This is a genomic window from Paenarthrobacter sp. NPDC091711, assembly GCF_044756605.1.
Taxonomy (GTDB): domain Bacteria; phylum Actinomycetota; class Actinomycetes; order Actinomycetales; family Micrococcaceae; genus Arthrobacter.
This window is the reverse complement of record NZ_JBIVTF010000001.1, coordinates 690,945-709,262: the sequence shown is the minus strand read 5'-3', so window position 1 is coordinate 709,262 and position 18,318 is coordinate 690,945. Positions and strand designations below refer to the sequence as shown.

General features: G+C 59.0%; 17 protein-coding genes. 5 read left to right on the top strand and 12 right to left on the bottom strand.

What is annotated here, in order from left to right; genetic code table 11:
- Positions 1 to 242: 242 nt before the first annotated feature.
- Entirely contained in the window at positions 243 to 1,415 is a 1,173-nt protein-coding gene (locus tag ACIQH5_RS03200; protein WP_400400193.1) for an acyl-CoA dehydrogenase family protein, read from the bottom strand.
- Between the two features lie 221 nt (positions 1,416 to 1,636).
- Between ACIQH5_RS03200 and ACIQH5_RS03195 the strand changes: the two genes are divergently transcribed.
- From ACIQH5_RS03195 to ACIQH5_RS03185, 3 genes are read left to right on the top strand one after another with little or no spacing between them, the layout of a single operon-like run.
- Entirely contained in the window at positions 1,637 to 2,203 is a 567-nt protein-coding gene (locus ACIQH5_RS03195) for a MaoC family dehydratase (RefSeq protein WP_091328184.1), read from the top strand.
- Positions 2,203 to 3,066, top strand: coding sequence for an HpcH/HpaI aldolase/citrate lyase family protein (locus ACIQH5_RS03190; protein ID WP_400400191.1), 864 nt, complete (start codon positions 2,203 to 2,205; stop codon positions 3,064 to 3,066). Before ACIQH5_RS03195 ends, ACIQH5_RS03190 begins: the two co-directional genes overlap by 1 nt.
- A complete protein-coding gene (locus tag ACIQH5_RS03185; protein WP_217639266.1) occupies positions 3,066 to 4,205 on the top strand; it encodes a CaiB/BaiF CoA-transferase family protein in 1,140 nt (379 codons plus the stop codon). Before ACIQH5_RS03190 ends, ACIQH5_RS03185 begins: the two co-directional genes overlap by 1 nt.
- 88 nt (positions 4,206 to 4,293) lie before the next feature.
- On the opposite strand, the gene ACIQH5_RS03180 is transcribed toward ACIQH5_RS03185, so the two are convergent.
- The 4 genes from ACIQH5_RS03180 to ACIQH5_RS03165 form a co-directional block, all read right to left on the bottom strand.
- On the bottom strand, positions 4,294 to 5,166 hold the full coding sequence (locus tag ACIQH5_RS03180; RefSeq protein WP_091328178.1) for an amino acid ABC transporter permease: 873 nt from the start codon (positions 5,164 to 5,166) through the stop codon (positions 4,294 to 4,296).
- Positions 5,163 to 5,810, bottom strand: a complete 648-nt coding sequence (locus ACIQH5_RS03175) for an amino acid ABC transporter permease (RefSeq protein WP_400400188.1) — start codon at positions 5,808 to 5,810, stop codon at positions 5,163 to 5,165. Before ACIQH5_RS03175 ends, ACIQH5_RS03180 begins: the two co-directional genes overlap by 4 nt.
- Before the next feature lie 18 nt (positions 5,811 to 5,828).
- Positions 5,829 to 6,719, bottom strand: a complete 891-nt coding sequence (locus tag ACIQH5_RS03170) for a glutamate ABC transporter substrate-binding protein (RefSeq protein WP_400400186.1) — start codon at positions 6,717 to 6,719, stop codon at positions 5,829 to 5,831.
- Positions 6,720 to 6,833: 114 nt separating this feature from the next.
- Positions 6,834 to 7,562, bottom strand: coding sequence for an amino acid ABC transporter ATP-binding protein (locus tag ACIQH5_RS03165; protein ID WP_400400246.1), 729 nt, complete (start codon positions 7,560 to 7,562; stop codon positions 6,834 to 6,836).
- A 381-nt stretch (positions 7,563 to 7,943) separates the two neighbouring features.
- On the opposite strand from ACIQH5_RS03165, the gene ACIQH5_RS03160 reads away from it, so the two are divergent.
- Positions 7,944 to 8,846: a LysR family transcriptional regulator gene (locus ACIQH5_RS03160; protein WP_400400184.1), complete on the top strand. Its 903-nt coding sequence runs from the start codon at positions 7,944 to 7,946 to the stop codon at positions 8,844 to 8,846.
- A gap of 263 nt (positions 8,847 to 9,109) precedes the next feature.
- Here ACIQH5_RS03160 and ACIQH5_RS03155 read toward each other — a convergent pair whose 3' ends face one another.
- The 7 genes from ACIQH5_RS03155 to ACIQH5_RS03125 form a co-directional block, all read right to left on the bottom strand.
- Positions 9,110 to 9,637, bottom strand: coding sequence for a Zn-ribbon domain-containing OB-fold protein (locus ACIQH5_RS03155; RefSeq protein ID WP_368086907.1), 528 nt, complete (start codon positions 9,635 to 9,637; stop codon positions 9,110 to 9,112).
- Positions 9,550 to 10,677 carry a thiolase family protein gene (locus ACIQH5_RS03150; protein ID WP_400400182.1) on the bottom strand — a complete coding sequence of 376 codons (1,128 nt, stop codon included), beginning with the start codon at positions 10,675 to 10,677 and terminating at the stop codon, positions 9,550 to 9,552. The genes ACIQH5_RS03155 and ACIQH5_RS03150 overlap by 88 nt, the downstream gene beginning before the upstream one ends.
- The gene (locus ACIQH5_RS03145; protein WP_091328163.1) at positions 10,677 to 11,870 is read right to left on the bottom strand and encodes a CaiB/BaiF CoA-transferase family protein; all 1,194 of its coding nucleotides are present in this window, start codon (positions 11,868 to 11,870) and stop codon (positions 10,677 to 10,679) included. Before ACIQH5_RS03145 ends, ACIQH5_RS03150 begins: the two co-directional genes overlap by 1 nt.
- Before the next feature lie 153 nt (positions 11,871 to 12,023).
- Entirely contained in the window at positions 12,024 to 13,781 is a 1,758-nt protein-coding gene (locus ACIQH5_RS03140) for an iron ABC transporter permease (protein WP_175538801.1), read from the bottom strand.
- 1 nt (position 13,782) lies between these two features.
- Entirely contained in the window at positions 13,783 to 15,006 is a 1,224-nt protein-coding gene (locus ACIQH5_RS03135) for an ABC transporter ATP-binding protein (RefSeq protein ID WP_400400179.1), read from the bottom strand.
- 60 nt (positions 15,007 to 15,066) lie between these two features.
- Complete coding sequence (locus tag ACIQH5_RS03130) at positions 15,067 to 16,236, bottom strand: extracellular solute-binding protein (protein WP_175538800.1); 1,170 nt, start codon at positions 16,234 to 16,236, stop codon at positions 15,067 to 15,069.
- Between the two features lie 75 nt (positions 16,237 to 16,311).
- Positions 16,312 to 17,049, bottom strand: coding sequence for a hypothetical protein (locus ACIQH5_RS03125; protein ID WP_400400177.1), 738 nt, complete (start codon positions 17,047 to 17,049; stop codon positions 16,312 to 16,314).
- 168 nt (positions 17,050 to 17,217) lie between these two features.
- Between ACIQH5_RS03125 and ACIQH5_RS03120 the strand changes: the two genes are divergently transcribed.
- Positions 17,218 to 18,186 (top strand): LysR family transcriptional regulator, encoded by a 969-nt coding sequence (locus ACIQH5_RS03120; protein ID WP_091328150.1) that lies wholly within the window; start codon positions 17,218 to 17,220, stop codon positions 18,184 to 18,186.
- The last annotated feature ends 132 nt before the right edge of the window (positions 18,187 to 18,318 follow it).

Sequence of the window (18,318 nt, the reverse complement as noted above, 5' to 3'; positions counted from 1 at the left end):
AACCGAACTTGATCGGAGCGTTCAGTTGTCGGGGACGAATCCATACTTCGTAGTTTTCCGCTGCCGTGTACATCATCCGCTGATGGGTTGTATCCGCGGCCAACCACAGCGCTGAAGAGTCCGGCATGGCGCTTTCCACAGTTCCGCAGCGGATAACCCGGTGCCCCTGTCTGATTTCCACCACGGCGCCAACCAGTCGACTCCAACTCGCAGTTGTATCCACAGTGGTGTCCCTCCCGCGCTCAGTAAGAGCGGGGGAGCCCCAGCACTTTCGTGGCCACGAATGACTTGATCATGTTGTTGTTGACGGGTGCCACCTGGAACATGCGCGTTTCGCGGAATTTGCGTTCGACGTCGTACTCATCCACGAAGCCGTAACCGCCATGCGTGTCCAGGCAGGCGTTGGCGGCGGCCCAACTGGCCTCGGAGGCAAGATGCTTGGCCATATTGGCTTCCGCGCCGCAGGGCTCGCCGGCATCGAAGAGCCGGGCTGCTTCGTAGCGCATCATGTCCGCCGCCCGGACCTTCATGTAGGCATCGGTAATGGGGAACTGTACGCCCTGGTTGGTACCAATGGTCCGGCCAAAAACGGAACGCTTGTTGGCGTATTCCACTGCACGGGTGGTGAACCAGTAGCCGTCACCGATGGCCTCGGAAGCAAGCAGGATTCGTTCTGCGTTCCATCCGTCGATGACGTAGCGGAAGCCCTTGCCGACCTCCCCGATCACTGCTGACTGCGGCACGCGCATGCCTTTGTAGAAGATTTGGTTGGTGGCGTAGTTAAACATCGTCCGTACCTTTACTACTTCCAGGGTCTCAGGTTGCTCGGCACGCACCTGGCGGAGGTCCACAAGGAACAGCGTGAGTCCGTGGGTCCGGTCGCCGCCCTTTTCTTCGGGTTTGGCAGATGTCCGGGCGAGGACGAACGCGAGATCGGATTCATCGATGCGGCTGGTCCAGCTCTTGTGGCCGGTGATGACGTAGTGGTCTCCGTCCTTGACGGCTGCGGTCTCTATGCTGGTGGTGTCCGAGCCGGCAGCGTCCTCGGTGATGGAGAATGCCTGAAGGCGGAGGTCGCCGGAGGCGATTGCCGGCAGGTAGGCGTTTTTCTGGGCTTCGTTGCCATGGCGGAGGAGTGCACCCATGGTGTACATCTGCGCATGGCATGCTGCTGAGTGGCCGCCGGACTTGTTGATTTCTTCCATGATCACGCTGGCCTCGGTGAGACCGACGCCAAGGCCGCCATACTCAGCGGGGATCAGCGCAGCCAAGAGGCCTTCCTTGGTCAGCCGGTCAACGAATTCCTGTGGGTAACGCCGGTTCCGATCCGTCTCTCGCCAGTATTCATCCGGGAAGAGGGCGCAGAGGCTTCGAGTCTTTGCTCGCAGTTCTTCGACGGTGGTGGGTGTGCTCATCGGATGCTCCTTCGTGGGTTTGGCTAGTGCGTCTTCGGTAGCCTGACTTCGAGAATACAGAATATATTCAGTCCGTGACAAGAGGTTTCGGAGAGGCAAATTTAAGCCGAGGAGCAATCAAAGATCTTGACAACTCAGTGATATGGCGGGTTTGCTTAGATCAGTACAAAATATATTTACTGCCAACAAGCGTGAATTTCCACCGTCGAAGGAGACGAACGATGACCCAAACAACATCGCGAAACACATCTGACCAGACCCGGGTAGTGCCGGGCTGGACCGGACGGCTGTTTGAGGACTTTGCCGTCGGTGACATCTACTATCACCCGTTTGGCAAGACAGTCACCGAGGCCGACAACCAGACATTCACCCTGGTCACCCAGAATGTTGCCAAGACCCATATCGATAGGAACTTTGCCGCGGCCACCGAATTCGGCCTGCCGCTGGTCAACTCGACGTTCACTCTGGCTCTGGTGACGGGGCAGTCCACCATCGACCTGTCCATGAACGTCTTCGCGAACATGGGCTGGGACGAAGTGCGGATGCCCAACCCCGTATTTGAAGGCGACACCATTTACTCGCGTTCAAAGGTTTTGGCCGTGCGCGAATCCAAGTCACGGCCCAATCTCGGCTTGGTCACCGTCGCAACTGAGGGCTACAACCAGGACGGCAAGATCGTGATCAGCTACCGCAGGACATTCATGGTGTACCGTCAGGGCCACCTCCCCAGCGTTGAATCAGCTCGACCGGATGAATCCTCACTGCCGGACCACGGGGATTTCCAGTGATGGGCTCCGGCACCTTGACCTCAAACGTCACCGGCGTGGACATCGCCACTGCTGCCGTTTCCGCGCTGTTTGTCCCGGGGGACCGTCCCGAACGGTTCGTCAAGGCTGCGAGTGCCGGCGCCGGCGTCGTCATCATTGACCTTGAGGACGCTGTAGCGCCGGCGAGCAAGGACGCGGCGCTGGCCGCCGTCGTCGAGGCGCTGACTGCCGGCGAGATCCGCGCTTTGGTACGCGTTAATGCCAAGGACTCAGAAACGCACGACGCCGAAATCTTGGCGCTGCTCGACGTCACCGCGCGCGAGGGGCACGGTTTGCTGGGTTTGGTGTTGCCAAAGGCGGACGATCCCGGGCTTGTAGCCGAAATCCGTGGGCTTTTTCCACCGGACCTTGCTCTTGTGCCGTTGATCGAATCAGCCGCTGGCCTCGTCCATTCTCTTGACTTGGCGCGAGTTCCGGGAGTCACCCGCCTGGCTTTTGGGGCGATCGATTTCGCTCTCGATATTGACGCATCCGGGGAAGATCGATTCCTGGACCACGCCCGCTCACAGTTGGTGGTGGCGTCCCGTGCCGCGGGAATTGCCGCACCGTTGGATTCGCCGTGCGTCGACATTCAGGACGAGGGCGAGATTGAAGAGTCGGCGCTCCTGGCCCGGAAGTTCGGCTTCGGGGGAAAACTGTGCATCCACCCTCGCCAGGTCGCCGCCGTTACCGTTGCTTTCGTTCCCTCGGAAGCCGAAGTAGCATGGGCGCGCTCGGTGATCGGCGCTGAAGGTGCCGCTGTCCAAGTGGACGGCAAGATGATTGACCGTCCGGTTACCGACCGGGCCAAGCGAATTCTGGCCAAGGCCGGAAAGGAGTTCTAGTGTCCCGGCTTCCGTTGGCAGGCATGACAGTCATTTCTCTGGAGCAGGCGGTTGCCGCTCCCTTCGCCACCCGTCAGCTGGCTGACTTGGGGGCGCGGGTCATCAAGATTGAGCGCGACGCTGGTGATTTCGCCCGCGGGTATGACACCAAAGTTGACGGCATGTCCAGTTACTTTGTCTGGCTCAACCGAGGCAAGGAAAGCGTGGTTTTGGACCTGAAGTCCGAGGACGGGCTTGCTGTGCTCAAAGAGCTGGTGTCCAGCGCTGACGTGTTGGTTCAAAATCTCGCTCCAGGTGCAGTGGAACGGCTTGGTTTCGGACCCGATGACGCCTTGGCGCTGAATCCAAAGCTGATCCACGTCTCCATTTCCGGCTATGGGCGTGGCGGTACTCACGAGCAAAAGAAAGCCTACGACCTCCTGATCCAATGTGAGTCGGGCCTGCTAAGCGTCACTGGATCTCCTGACAGTCCAGCAAAGGTGGGTGTCTCCATTGCGGACATCTGCGCTGGTATGTACGCCTACTCGGGCATCCTCACGTCATTGTTGAGCCGCGCCACCACCGGCCGAGGGGATGTTGTGGAGGTTTCCATGCTGGAAGCCCTCGCCGAATGGTTGAGCCAACCGTACTTCTTCGCCGAATACGGAGGTGCGCCGCCAGCCCGCGCCGGTGCGCAGCACGCCAGCATCGCGCCCTACGGTCCGTTCCATGTTCAGGACGGCACCGTGTTTCTGGGGATCCAAAACGAGCGGGAGTGGGCAGTTTTCTGTCAGAAGGTGCTGGGTAGTTCCGGACTCTCTACGGATTCCCGCTTCGCCAGCAACAGCCAGCGGGTGGCAAACCGCTCTGAACTGCATGAGGCCATCAACGCTGTCCTGGGGAGCATGAGCACCGAGTCCGTAACTGCGGCGCTGGATGCCGCCGGGATAGCCAATGCGGAGTTGCGGGACTTGCACGGTTTGTCGCAACACCCGCAATTATCGGCGAGAAACCGGTGGCGGGATGTGGAGTCGCCTGTGGGGCCCCTCCGCAGCTTGATTCCGCCCGTAACGTCACGCGAGGTTGATTACCGCATGGCCGCCGTGCCGGCTCTCGGCGAGCACACCGCCAAGGTTCGCGCCGAACTCGGCATGGCCTAGAGAGAACTTGAGTACAAGGATCAGCCGCCCGGGCGTTGCACCGGGCGGCTGATCCTTGGTTGGCGGGTGGGGAGCGAACGGAGTTGGTCTATTTGATGGCCAGGGCCGGAAGGCCGCTGGCAAGGTCCGCTGAAGGCTTGACGTCTTTCGATTTGGGGTTGGACTTCAGCCGTACCTCCAAGTATTTCGCAACGCCGGCCAACAGCAGGCAAAGGCAGATGTAGATACTGCCAACCACCAACGCTGCAGGAATGATGGGTGAGGAATAGCTCGCCGAACTACCCACAAGCTTGCCCAGGTAGAGCAGCTCTTGATACGTGATGACGAAGCCGAGCGCTGTATCCTTCAACACCACCACCATTTGGGCAACGATCACCGGGAGCATTGCCCGAATCGCTTGGGGCAACAAGACAAGCCTCATGACGGCAGTTTTCCGGAATCCAATGGCGTACGCCGCCTCCGACTGGCCGCGGGGGACAGCATCGACGCCGGTTCGGAATACTTCAGCTAGGACCGCCCCGCTGTAAACAGAGACGGCCGTGACCACCGCCGTAAACGGAGTTACCCACGTTTGCCCAACCACTGGGAGCCCGTAGTACATGATCATCATCAATACCAAAACCGGAATGGCCCGAAGGACTTCTGTGATGAAGGCGAAGCACCTGCTGATCCATGGATTGTCAGACATACGGCCCAGAGCAAGTCCGAAACCAATCCCCAGACTGAACACTGCGCCCAAACCAAACGCGGACAATGTGCGAAGAGTTGCTGCCCCGATCTGCTCCCAGACTTGTGGATAGGAAAACACCCGCCACTTCTGTTCGCTGAACTGTCCGGTGACGGCCAATCTATAGGCGATGAATCCAAGGACTCCGAGGACAACCACTACCGCTACGATTGCGAGAAATCGGTTGCGCGCCACAGCTTTGGGTCCCGGGAGGTCAGAAAAGACATTGCTCATCGAATGATCTTCCATTTCTTTTCAAGGGATCGCTGGGCAAGGGACATGATCGCGACCAGAAGGACGAAGACCAGTGCTACCCATAAGAGAACTCCCAGCGCGTTTTCTCCGCGTTCGCTGAGGTTCGCTCGCACGGCACCCAGCTCCAGTACGGAGAATCCTGCGGCAATGGTTGTCATTTTCAGGATCGCAATAAGGGCGCTGATGAGAGGTGGGACAACTGATCGAAAGGCCTGGGGCAGCACAACATTTCCCATGACCTGGCCGAACGTCATCCCGAGGGCGCGGGCTGCTTCAGCCTGGCCGACAGGAATCGTGTTGAATCCGGACCGGAGCACTTCAGTAACGTAGGTGGCCGCGTATAGCCCGATTGCCGTGATGGCAAGGGCTGTGTAGTCGAGCCGGGGGAGCCCCAGCGAGGGGTAGCCGAAGACGAAGATGAAGAAGACCAAGGTCAACGGCGTGTTTCGGACAAGATTCACGTACGCGGTCCCGATGGCGCGGGCGGCTGGTACTGAAGACACACGCATCACGCCCAGCACCGTGCCCAGGAAAACCGCTATTACGGCTCCTCCAATGAAGAGGACCAAGGTGTTCCAGAGTGCGAGGCCCCAAAGGTCAAGATTGTCAAAAATGATGTTCATGGCTCGGGCTCTCAAGCCTCAGTAGTTGTTTACCGGGGGTTGTTCCCCAGCTTTGCCAGTACTGCCGAGCGTGCTGTCGTAGATCTGCGCCCAGGTGCTGGTACCGGCGGTGAGCATTGTATTGATCGCCTTGCGGAGGCTCGTGTCGTCCTTCGGCAGGCCGATCCCGTAGAGCTCCGTAGTGAAGGTTTCCCCAACTACCTTGAGCTTGTCCGGATCCTGCGAGGCGAAGCCGAGCAACTGTGCTTGATCCGAGGAGACCGCATCCACTTGGCCAGCCTTGAGGGATTCCACGCACTGTGAATACGTGTCGAACTCGGTGGTCTTTACCCCCGGGTAGTTGGCCCGGATGTTCTGGATGGGTGTTCCTCCGGTGATGGAACAAACGGTTACGCCTTGCTTCAGGTCTTCTTCGCCCTTGATCTTTTCATTCTCCTTCTGCACGAGAATTCCCTGACCCGTCTTGAAGTAGGGGCCAGCGAAATCGACCGCAAGCTTGCGCTTGTCCGTGATCGAATACGACCCCACATAGACATCCACATCTCCGTTTGCCAGAGCCTGTTCGCGTGCCACCGACGGGACGGCCTTATAGGCAATCTTGTCTTCTCCGAAGCCCAGCGTTGCGGCTGTCCAGCGTGCAATCTCTACATCGAAGCCGCTACGGGCCCCCGTTACAACATCCAGGTATCCGAACCCGGGTTGGTCTTCTTTGACACCTATGATCAATTGGCCGCGACTTTGAGCGCGTTTGAGGGTAGGGCTGTCCTCCGGGGTCACTGACGTGGCCACGGTGTACGACAGCGCGCTAGGCTCAGGCTGGCCCGGCGTCCCATCCGCTGCGCCTGAACAACCAGCCAAAGCAAACAGGGCTACAGTACAGGCGGCAATGGCGGCATATTTCTTTGACACTTTTGTGCTCCTTATTCATGGGGACATAGCTCTTGGCTTCCGCAGCGCATCGGCGGTCACCAAAGCAGGATTGATGGACTTGGGCGCACTGAACGGCGCCGGCGTCGAAGGTGGTCAGTGAGTGATCAGCTTCGAGAGGAAGTCGCGGGCACGTTCACTGGTCGGATTGGTGAAGAAGCCCTGGGGGGTCTGGTCCTCGATGATTTCGCCATCTGCCATGAACACCACACGGTCGGCAGCCTTGCGGGCAAATCCCATTTCGTGGGTCACCACGATCATCGTCATGCCTTCTTTGGCAAGCTCGATCATCACCTCGAGAACCTCGTTGATCATCTCCGGGTCAAGAGCTGAGGTTGGTTCGTCAAAAAGCATCACCTTGGGGTCCATTGCCAATGCCCTGGCGATGGCGACACGCTGCTGTTGTCCGCCGGAGAGTTGGGCGGGTAGTTTGTGAGCCTGCTGCCCAACCCCAACTCGCTCCAGCAGGGTCAATGCCTGATTCTCCGCTTCGGCTTTACTGATTCTCTTCAGCCGGGTTGGACCAAGCGTCACGTTTTCGAGCACTGTCATGTGAGAAAACAGGTTGAACGATTGGAAGACCATACCGACTTGGGCACGCAAGGCAGCCAGTTCACGACCTTCCTGGGGCAACACCTGCCCGTCGACACGGATTGTGCCTGAGGAAACTGCTTCGAGGCGATTAATCGTCCGGCAGAGCGTTGACTTACCTGAACCTGAGGGGCCAATAAGGACCACCACCTGTCCTTCGTCCACCTCCAAGTCCACATCCTTCAAGACATGGAGTGGTCCGAAATGCTTGTTTACCCCTTTCAGCGAGACCATAGGGCCGTCCGTTGGGCGGATTTGCGCGGACTGGTGAACGGGCGGGGCGTAGGAACTGTTCAAGCTACTTCCTTGCTACGAAGTCATCGATGGAGGGGACGACAGTGACTTTGATCTGAACTCAACGCGGGCAGCTCCCTTGCTGCCCACATCGCTGACGGCAGATCGCGTCACTCGTTGGTTTGGCGGTAACTAGAGCCTAGACATCGAGTGATCCGAGTCACCAGAGATGTGGCATGCCGGTCGCATCATTCAGATATGCTGCCTCGGAATACCGCCTGCATCACAGGGGCGGCGGAGAGTTGACGGAGCCCGGTCTGTCATCACAGTCAGACGATGACAAGAACACGTCGTACGCTTTATCGGAGGTGGTGATCGGCAATGGATCTCAAGGAATTGCAAACGTTTCGCGCAGTGGCGGAGCTGGGGAGTGTCACTAAGGCTTCGGATCGCCTTCATATCGCCCAACCGGCCCTCAGCCGTCAGATTAAGGTGTTGGAAGCGGAGCTCCGGAATGCCTTGTTCTTCCGGGACGGGCGCGGCATGCGCCTAACGCCTGCGGGTGAACTACTCTTCGAGAGAACCACAGAGCTCCAGCGGGATGTCGACCGCCTGCGTGATGATCTCCGATCGTTCACCGGTGCGCCGACCGGTCATGTTCACGTTGGACTTGTGCCTACAGTGAGCGCCCAAGTTGCCGGCACAGTTGCCCGGCGGGTCCTCGCTGAATTTCCAGGGGTGTCCTTAGTGATGTCAGAGAGCTACACGGGCCACTTGGTCGACTGGTTGCATCGTGGGCAACTCGATCTCGCGGTTCTCTATGGGCCGGGCGATTCGTTGCAAATGCCCACAGAGTCATTTGGGAATGAGGAACTTGTAGCGATTGCCGATAAGGGTGGGCGTCTTGCCAACCTGGCAGAAGTGGAACTGAAGGCGCTCGTGAGCGAACCACTTGCCCTTCCGAGTGCCTCGCATGGGGTGCGGCGTATCATTGCCGATGCGGCAGAGCGTGCCAACGCGCCCATGAATGTGGTCATCGAAGCCGACTCATTCCGCATCCTCCTGGAAATAGCTGCGCAGGGCCTCGGAATCACGGTGCTGCCGATTTCCGCCGTACGAGCAGAAGTAGCGGCCGGTGTCCTCGAACAGGCTCGAATCATCCATCCGGCCCTGCATCGGGAAGTAGTGATGGCTTGGGCCGGAAAAGGGACACCTTCGATTGCGGCGACGGCCGTTTCGGCTATCCTCCGGGACGAGGTTGCGAAGATCTTCGCCCAGACGTAGCGACCTCTCAGGGGCAGTGGTTGCTGGAGGAAGCCTAAGTGGGTAACCCTGCAGCGCACGTCTGGTCATAACACGGTGCCGCATAGCTGAAAGGGCGGCACCTTCGTTGGAGGTGCCGCCCTTTCGCGGATCGACCGATAGCCCGGGCGAATGCCGACCAGTTCTTCCCGCCGATGGAATCGTGGCTGATCGCTTGGCAATGCTGGATCGCGGATGCCATGCCACAAGGCGCAAGACCCGGCTTGGCATCCTTTCGACCGACTCTAAACGGGTTTCTTCCGTTGCTCGGGTGATTCATCCAGGGCAAAGACTGGCAAAGTCACCTCTTCGGAGAGGTCAACAAACCCAAGCGAAACCCGACTTCCAACCGCCGGTTGCCCGGACGGCGGCGGCCAAAGCAGTGTGGTCATCCGGACGGTAGGCAATAATTCCACGAGGGCCACTATGTAGGGCGGCTCAATCCACGGGTAATAGCGTTTATGGTAGCGGACCCAACTGCTGACGATGCCTGTTGTTGGAGCCCGCTGCCAACCAACGTCCTCAGAAAAGCAATTCGGACAACGCGGCGATATTGGGTAATAGACATGGTCACACTGCCGGCACTCAGGAATGACCAACTGGTGCCGGCGAGCGTTCTCCCAGAATCCTTCATTGTCGAGGGTGCGGCCTGGCAGCAAGGCCGGGGGAACCGAGGGATACGTATTCACGAAGTGGCCTCCAGAATGATTGATGACCCCATGGGGCCGATGTACTGACCCAGGCGAGCACCCGCTACTTGCCGAGCGTCGCATTGGCCGCGTAGTTGGCGGCTCAGCTCTACAACATGGTTCCAGCCCCCTTGGCCGGACTCTGCGATATGTCCTCCGGATGTGTTCACGGGATTGGGGCCGTCGAATCTCGTTCTTCCATCTGCGATCCATTTCCAGCCCATGCCAGGATCGCAAAAGCCGAAGCGTTCCAGGTCGAACACTACTTGCGGCGCAAAGCTGTCATAGATCGAGACAACATCGATACTCTGCGGGGAGAGTCCGGTCTTCTGGTAAACGGGTTGTGAAGACTCGCGAACAGCATCCGAATCCTGGTAGCCGATGCCCAATCCAGGGTAGCCAAACGGGACTTCGCTTCGACCTGCACGCATCCCCTGCGTCTCCACAAGGCGAACTCCTTGGCCGCTGTCCCTGCTGAGGATAACCGCCACAGCACCATCATTCGGCAAGGCAAAGTCAGGCCGGCGCAGAGGCTCAATAATCCAAGGACTGGCGAGGTAAGTGGCTTCGTCGAGCGGCACATCGCGCAACACCGCGTTGGGATTTCGCTGCGCGTTGGCGCGCTGAGACACGGCGACCGCGGCCAAAGAATCCGGATCTGCATCGTATAACTCTGTGTATCGCCGCCATGCCATGGCCGCACCCGAGCCAGGGGCGGTAAGGCCGTAGTGGCTCACCTCACCGTGCGGGCCCCCGCCTTCACGGAGGGTTTCACGCTCGGCTGGGCCGCCGAAGGCCCGGGTACCCGAACGTCCATGCAGACACAGGATGTTTGATGCCTGGCCCGTACGGACGGCCGCGTCTGCCATCTGCAGGACTGGTCCCGTGAAGCGTCCGTGGTTCCAGGTCTGAAATGTGGTCCGAGTCTCCAACCCGAGGTTAGTTGCCACGAGGTCATAGTCCAGCCCTCCTGAGACAATCAGTCCGTCGATTTCCTTGTGGGCAAGCTGGGCGTCTTGGAGGGCCCTGGCCACGGCTTCACCCATGTGAGATATCACGGTCCGGCCTGACTTCAGTTGATAGGTGCTGTCCCCTACACCGGAGATGACAGAGGAGGACGCCATCAGATGACTCCCTTTTCTCCATAGGCCACGAGTTGATCCGGGGTTCTGCTCAGCAACTCTGTGAACACATACTCGTTGGACTCGCCCATCTCAGGCAATGTGCTCGTCACTCGGCCTGGCGTGCGGGACAGTTTCGGAACCACCCCCGGAAAATGAAGCACCCCCTTCCCCGGCCAGTCCACGGGGAGCAACATATCGCGGGCTTGGTACTGCGGATCCTCAAGGATGTCTTGGGGGCCGTAAACTTTCGAAGCGGGAACTCCGGCATCTTCAAGGATGTCCAATACCTCTGTAGCGGACTGAGTAGCAACCCAGGCTTCGATAGCGGCCTCGATCTCCTCCTCATTGTCCGCACGAAGCCCGGGTGTGGAGTATTTCTGCGCCAGCTCAGGCCGCCCCATGACAGCAGCCAAGCGGGCGAAGACAGCGGTGGTGCCACCTCCGATGACCACGAAGCTATCCTCGGCTGTCGTATAGATTCCGGTGGGCACGACGCGGGGGATGCGTGTCCCTACAGGTGGCTTGACGATCCCATCTGCTTCCCACATCGCAGTGAAGTCCTTCATCAGGGCATACAACGATTCATAGAGGGCAGTGTCCACCACCTGTCCTTTTCCGCTGCTCTTGAGCTCGTGGATGCAAGCGAGCACACCGTATGCTGTGAACATGCCCGCTACGGCGTCTGCGATGCTGACACCGGCTCGGATCGGTGCCCTCCCGGGCTCTCCCGTAATCGAGCGGAGCCCACTCATCGCTTCACCGATGAGGCCAAAGCCGGGGCGGGCAGCGTAGGGGCCCGTTTGCCCATATCCCGACACCCGTGCGTAGATGAGGCGCGGGTTGATCTTCTCCAGATCGGAGGGGCCCAGCTGCCATTTCTCCATCGTTCCTGGTCGGAAGTTTTCCACCAGAATGTCAGCCTTTGCTATCAGGTCAAGGAAGATCTCCCGGCCTTCAGCAGTCTTTACGTCGAGTGTTACGCAATGCTTGTTTCTTGAGACAACGGACCAGTGATAGCTGACGCCGCGGTCGTCCGTGTGGGCCCAGGTGCGCAAGGGGTCAGGCAGCCCTGGGCGCTCGATCTTGATCACCTCGGCACCCATGTCGCCGAGCAGCTGGCAGCAATACGGTCCCGCGTAAATGCTTCCAATTTCGATGACGCGCAGTCCGTCAAGAGGGGGCTTCTGTGACATTGGGTTCCTCCGGTGGGGCTAAGTGGGCGTTCTCTACCCATGGTTGATGCACCAGCGGCCGGCTCAGGGGGCGGCACTCGTGGTTGAAGTCATTGGTGATGGTCGGATGCCAGGCGTCGAAAGGGCGATACCACGGCGGTGTCAGGGGCTTGATCAGGAAGCTTTACTCTTCCTGGAGGCACTGAATGATCGCTTCCAACGAGGCTTACCCAGAAGCATCATGATGAACACCACCGGCATCGTTAGGCACGTCATGGTGAGTGCCAGGGCGGCCATCTGGTTGTAGCTACCCTGCTGGAAGACGTCCAGCAGCAAGAACCCCATGAGCGGAGAGTTTCCGCTGCCGAGAAGGACGGCCATCTCCAGTTCGCCGGTTCCCCGGACGAAGACCAGAGCCCATGCCGCGAAAAGTCCGGGGCGCAGGAGAGGCAGGATCACGCTGCGGAAGGTTCTGCCTGGACCTGCTCCGGAAAGAGCCGACGCTTCCCGAAGTTCCCCGCCAATCTGGGCTGCGGAGGATTCAATGGCGATTGATGCGTATGGCAGGAAAGCGATGAAGTAGGCCAGAGCCACGATCAGCAGAGTCCCGCCTAGAGAGAAGGGTGGACCGGAGAGCGCCAAAATGAAACCGACTGCAAGCACTGAATTCGGGATTGCGGCGGGCACCACTTTGCCGGTCCAGTTTGCGTACTTGCCAAGGCGACCCTTCGAAATCTGCGCGTACACAACCACAAGTGCCGCCAAAACCACCGTGATGGCACCCACAATCAGTCCGAGTCCCAAGGAGTTCCGGATTGCCGCACCGGCTATTGGATTGTCCAGGAGCACGGACTTGAAGTGATCCAGAGTCCATATGGACGTGACCAGGTTCGGTTGCCAGAATGCCTGAAAACTCACGACAATGAGAGCTGCCACTGGCAGTACGGCCGACAGGAGGAGATATAGCCCGAGCAGACTGCGGAACACCCAGCGGCTGCGTCCGAGTTCGACCCTCAGCGCTTTGCCGGTCTTGCCGCCGATCTTGGCGAAGTGGCCTTTCCGTGTGATCCGGTTCTGCACGAACCAGAACAGGGCCAATGTCACGAGCAGGAGCGTGCTGATGGCGATTGCGTGGTCGTATCGCGCCGGATAGCTCCCCTGAATGGAATTCACGATCTGTACCTGCAGAATCTGCAGACCCGCCTTGTTGCCAAGGACAACCGGAACGGAGTAGACGGAGAATCCCACAATCGTTACTAGGACGAAGGCTGAAACCACGGCCGGGATGATAGCGGGGATAGATATCGTCCTCAGGACAGTCCAGTTGCTGGCCCCCGAAACGCGTGCCGCCTCCTCCAGGCTGGAATCGGCATTTCGGAATGCTGCAGCAATGGGCAGGTAGGCATACGGCACGGAGTGAAGGACATAAACGAAGATCACGCCTGCATAGCTGTAGATGTTGAGTTGCCAGTCAATGCCGAGCGGGGCGAGCACGCTGCTGAGCGCTCCGTTCAAGAATCCAACGTCCGGGGCCGCAAGCACTGACCAACCGATCGCCATTGCCACTGCCGGGAGGAAAAGTGGTACAAGCGGCAAAATGTCGCTGAGAACGCCCATACGAGCATTGGTCCGCTCATTGATCCACGCGAGGCCCGCCGCTATCGCAACGGTAATGACTGCGTGGGCGCCCACCACGATCGTCGTGTCCCGGATCATGGGCCAGAACCAGGGTGCCGAAACGATTTCCTGCAGCGATCCATCAGTGACGAGGGTCGTGGAGAAGCCCAGAATCTTGAGCAACGGAAATATTGTCAGGAACAAAATTACAAGAGCGACTACCCCGATGAGAATAGTAAAGGGCTTCGGCAGCTTTTGCCGGCGCGCCGATCCAGCCTCATCCGTGCTTGGTCGGGAGAGATCGATAACAGCCATGTCAGCGCTCCACATCTACGATACGGAGCGAGTCCTCGCTGATGCCGACCGTGACGTGGTCACCTGCTTGGAACCTCAGCACGTGCTCAGATGCCCAAGCTGTGATGACCTGATCCCCTGCCCGGCAGGTGTACTCAGTGCGGGATCCTCCGTAGAGAACGCTCTCAACCACCGCTTGGATTCGGTTCGATGCCGGATCTGAATGATCACCAGGGGCGGCCAAGGTGCAGTACTCGGGTCGAACCATGATGATCACGCTTTCATGGTCTGTTTTAGCGGCGGACAGCCGAGGGTGGCGTAGTCCCTTTGCCCGAAGGTTTCCCACAGGAGTGGAGAGAATAGATACCTCCCCGGTGACGTCCACAATGCGACCTTCAAAGATATTGGCGTCTCCGACAAACTCAGCGGAGTAACGGCTGGTTGGGTACTCGTACAACTCCACTGGCTGATCAAGTTGGGCGATCTTACCGCCGCGCATCACCGCGATGGACGTTCCTACTCCCATGGCTTCAACCTGGTCGTGCGTTACATAGACGGCCGCAAAGCCGAGCTCGCGGTGGATACGTGCCAACTCGCTCCGCAACTGGACGCGGACCTTGGCATCAACATTGGACAGAGGTTCATCGAACAGCACAACTGCCGGTTCGGATATAAGGGTTCGGGCCAAGGCAGCGCGCTGTTGCTGACCGCCGCTGATGTTCGATGGGTGCTGTCGGCCGAGCCCCGCAAGGCCTACCAGGTCCAAGTACTCCTCTGCGCGTTTGCGGGCAGAGGCGGCTTTGACGCCCGCAACCCGGAGGGGATATGACACGTTGTCCTCCAGAGTCATGTGTGGCCACAACGCGTAGGACTGGAACATCATGTTGATGTCGCGGCGTTCCGGGGGAACCACCAGCCCTGAGGAGCCGGCAAATACTGTCTCGCCAGAGATGCGGATGGTGCCGGTATCTGGTGTTTCCAAGCCGGCGATGCAGCGCAGCAGCGTTGATTTACCGCAGCCGCTGGGCCCGAGAAGCACTACGATCTCGCCGGAATGCACTTCAAGTGTGACGTCATCGACGGCTGGAACGCGCATCCCCCCGGAGCGGACGAAGTCTTTTTTCAACGCGGTGATCTCAAGCCGAAGGTCTTTACCGTTGGGTGCCGATGCTGACTTATCCAGCGTGGCTGCCGTGTCCCTCGCTTGCGTGGCGGATTTGGGTAAACTGCGAGTTTTTACAATCATGTCTATACCAATCTGATGCTCTCGGCGGCTGTCAAACAGTGGCGCCTTTAGGAATTGGGGTCACTTCAGGCCGAGGAGGCTGAGGATTTGGTCCTTGTTCTTCTGGCCCTTCGCTATATCGATGACAATCATTTCGGGGTCAACCTGGCGGCAGTTGGGGATGTCGCCGTAGATCAAGGACTGGTACTCGCCCTGGCAGGATGCCGTTTGTCCTTCGTGGGAGAGCAGGAAGTTGGCATAGAGGGCTGCCGCGCACGGATGTTGCGCTGCTGAACTCACCGCAACCGAGTGGAGAATCCCAATTGAAGGCGATATTGCGTTGACCTGGAGCGGGGCGCCTTGTTTGCGGAGCGTTGAAGAATGCGATTCCTGGTTCGGCCCGATGAACGGCTCCACACCGGCGGCAAGGTCCTGAACAGCCGCCGAGGAACTCTCCCAGAAGTCGTAACCACTTGATCCGAGAGTTCTCAAGTAATCGTCTCCGTACAATTCCCTCAGCTCTTCGTAAGTTGCGAGAAAAGCAGGCGACGGCCGTGGGTCAGCCAGGCCACCCTTGCCTGCATATTCGGGAGCTGCGAGATCTTTCCACGTGGAGGGAGCTTTGCCGGTGAGTGCTTTGCTGTTACTTGTAACAACAAAAGGGCCGGCGAAAGTTGAGAAGTACACCGGCTCCTTCCATCTGTCGTCCAGGGTTGAGAGATTCGGGACAGCCGAGTTGTTGATTGGGCTGAACCATTCACTGTTTTCTTCAAACATGAGGTTGTCCGAGCTCTTGATGATGTCGGCGCTGTTTGCTCCAGCAGCTCGCTCGCTGGCGAAACGTGCTGCGAGGTCACCACCGGCCAGGCGAGTGACCTGAACGTTTATCCCGGAGTATTTTTCCGAAAACGCTGCCACCTCTGGTTTGTTGATCCCGTCGTGTGTCGCGGTATAGAGGACCAGACTGCCCTCCTTCTTGGCCATCTCCTCTACACCTGCAATGTCAGTGGCCGCGCACTGACCCCCAGCGCTGGTTCCTTGTGACCCCACGCTGTTGAGGTCCGATGCGCTGCATGCAGATAGCAGTGTCGCTGCCATGACTGCAGCAGCGAAGGGGGCGACCCGACGGGTCAGGGACTTCGTTGTCCGGCGATCCGGGAGGCGGGACAATTCCGCCTGATCCGACGACGGCTTGGCTGATTGCGCACAAGCTGCCGGGACGGCGGCGGGGTAGGCCAGTAAGCGCTTCATTGCTGCTCCTAGGTTAAGAGGGGTTAGATCCACGGGGTTGGGGGTGTACATGTGTTCGCGGCTGGACGAGGACCGTCAGGGGGCGTGCTCCAGTGCTGGAAACTGAAGGAGGAGTAGCTCGCTGCGGTCCTGGGTAGCGGTGAAGTCGGCAGTTTCATGAGGCGCCAGAAAGACCAGGCTTCCGGCTGGCAAGTCCGTCCCTGCGAATGAGAGGCGCCCTTCCAACACAATCAAGTACCTCCCGCCGTGGCTTGCTCCGTTTTGGGGAGTGAAGGTTGTGCAGGCAGGAACAGAGATGGAAGATACGCTCAGCCCGTCGTCTTCGGGGCCGACCAGTTCAGTGACAAGGACGTCGGCGCCTAATTTACTGTGAATGCCGGAACCGACGATGCTTCGCGGTGTTCGCACCGAGTCTTGTCCTTCGACGGTATGTTCCGACGCCGGTCGGCTGTTGTAGTCGGGCTTCAAAGTGAAGTACGTCAGCCCGATTTTGGGGTCCAGTGGGGTTATGGGTCCAGATGCAGAATCGGCGTCGGAATAGTGGAAGGAACCAGGCCGGACCAGATGTCGGCCAACCGTCGCCTCGCCGCTGACGACCACCTGAAACTGCGGGATAGGGTGTGAGCGCCGTGGAATCGAGTCGCCGGGATCGTTGGGAAGAAAAGTCGCCAGGAAGGCCTGAGGCCCATACTGCGCGGTACCAGCCGGATCCCCGAGAGGGTCCCCTCCAAGAAGCTGACGAAAGTTCAGCTTGCCGGAGTTGAGCTGCTTGGATTCTTGAACACCAGCATCGCTTGCTCTGAAGATCTGCATGAAACTGCTCCTTCCGGTAGTGCCGGCGGCCAGCGAGGCCGGGCGCGACGTTCTTTGTCGCACGGAGATCCAGTCGACTGTGACGTGGATCTCGCTTTCAAGGAGTCTGGCACTCAGCAGGCACTGCGGGAATCCCGCCGTGCTGGCATGGAGCGTTAGAATTACTGAATGCTAACCCCATCCCAGCTCCTACTCTTGGCGCAGATCGGCCGTTTCGGATCCCTGGCGCAAGCCGCGGACGCACTGGGAAGAACGCCGTCGGCAGTCACAAGCCAGTTGGCAAAGATGGAGAAAGACGTTGGCATCAGTCTGGTTCTTCGTGGACCAAGGGGCGCGCGACTGACCCCTGTAGGAGCGTCCCTTGCCAGATCGGGTGAAGTAATTGCAGCTGAAGTGGCCACGGCGGAGGCGACCGTGGACTCCCTGCTGGCGACACTTACCAGCGAACTTCGCATAGGTACGTTCCGGGCCGCCGGTCAGCACTTGCTGCCCCCGGCCCTCACAGCGCTTCGCCACCGGAACAAGCAAGTCAAGCTCAGTGTCTTTGAGATTTCCTCGCCGAATGGGGCCGAAATGGTAGCCCGCGGCGAACTGGACATCGCACTTGTCGCCATCTACGAGGAGGCCTTTCCCGCGATTGCGGGAGTGAAGGCGCACCACCTTTTGGATGACTTCACTGTCCTGTGCCTTCCAATCGACCACCCCGCTGTGCCCATTTCTGAGAAGGAGGGGGGTCTTCGCCTTCGCGACCTCAAGGACGAGGCGTGGATTGCGATATCGACCGGCCACCCCGCGCGACAGCAGCTTGATGATGCGGCAGAGTCGGTGGGATTCGTCCCGAATGTGGTCATGGAAACTGCCAGTTACCACGTCGCGCAGGCCCTGGTGGGCACTGGGATCGGGATTGCTTTGTTGTCCCGTTTGACCAGTTATCCAACGGCTGGCGCCATACATGTGCAGCTGGTTGAGCCCCCGCTCAAACGCACCATTTTCGCACTAACCGCGGATGAGAACGTTTCTGCCTTGGCTCACAACATGCTGACGCTTCTGCGCAGAAACAGCAAAGAACTGCAAGAGAAATGGCTTGACCAGGACCCTGGCGCTGATTTCTCGGAAGAGCTGGGATCCATGCGTTAACCGGTAGCGCCCGCGGTTCACGAAGAACCGCCGAGCAGGTGCCCCATTCGAAAATTCGAATGCTGTATAGGCCGAAATGGGTCTACCCGACATGCTGCGTTGAGAGGAACACTGCTTCTACGGGCAACGTTA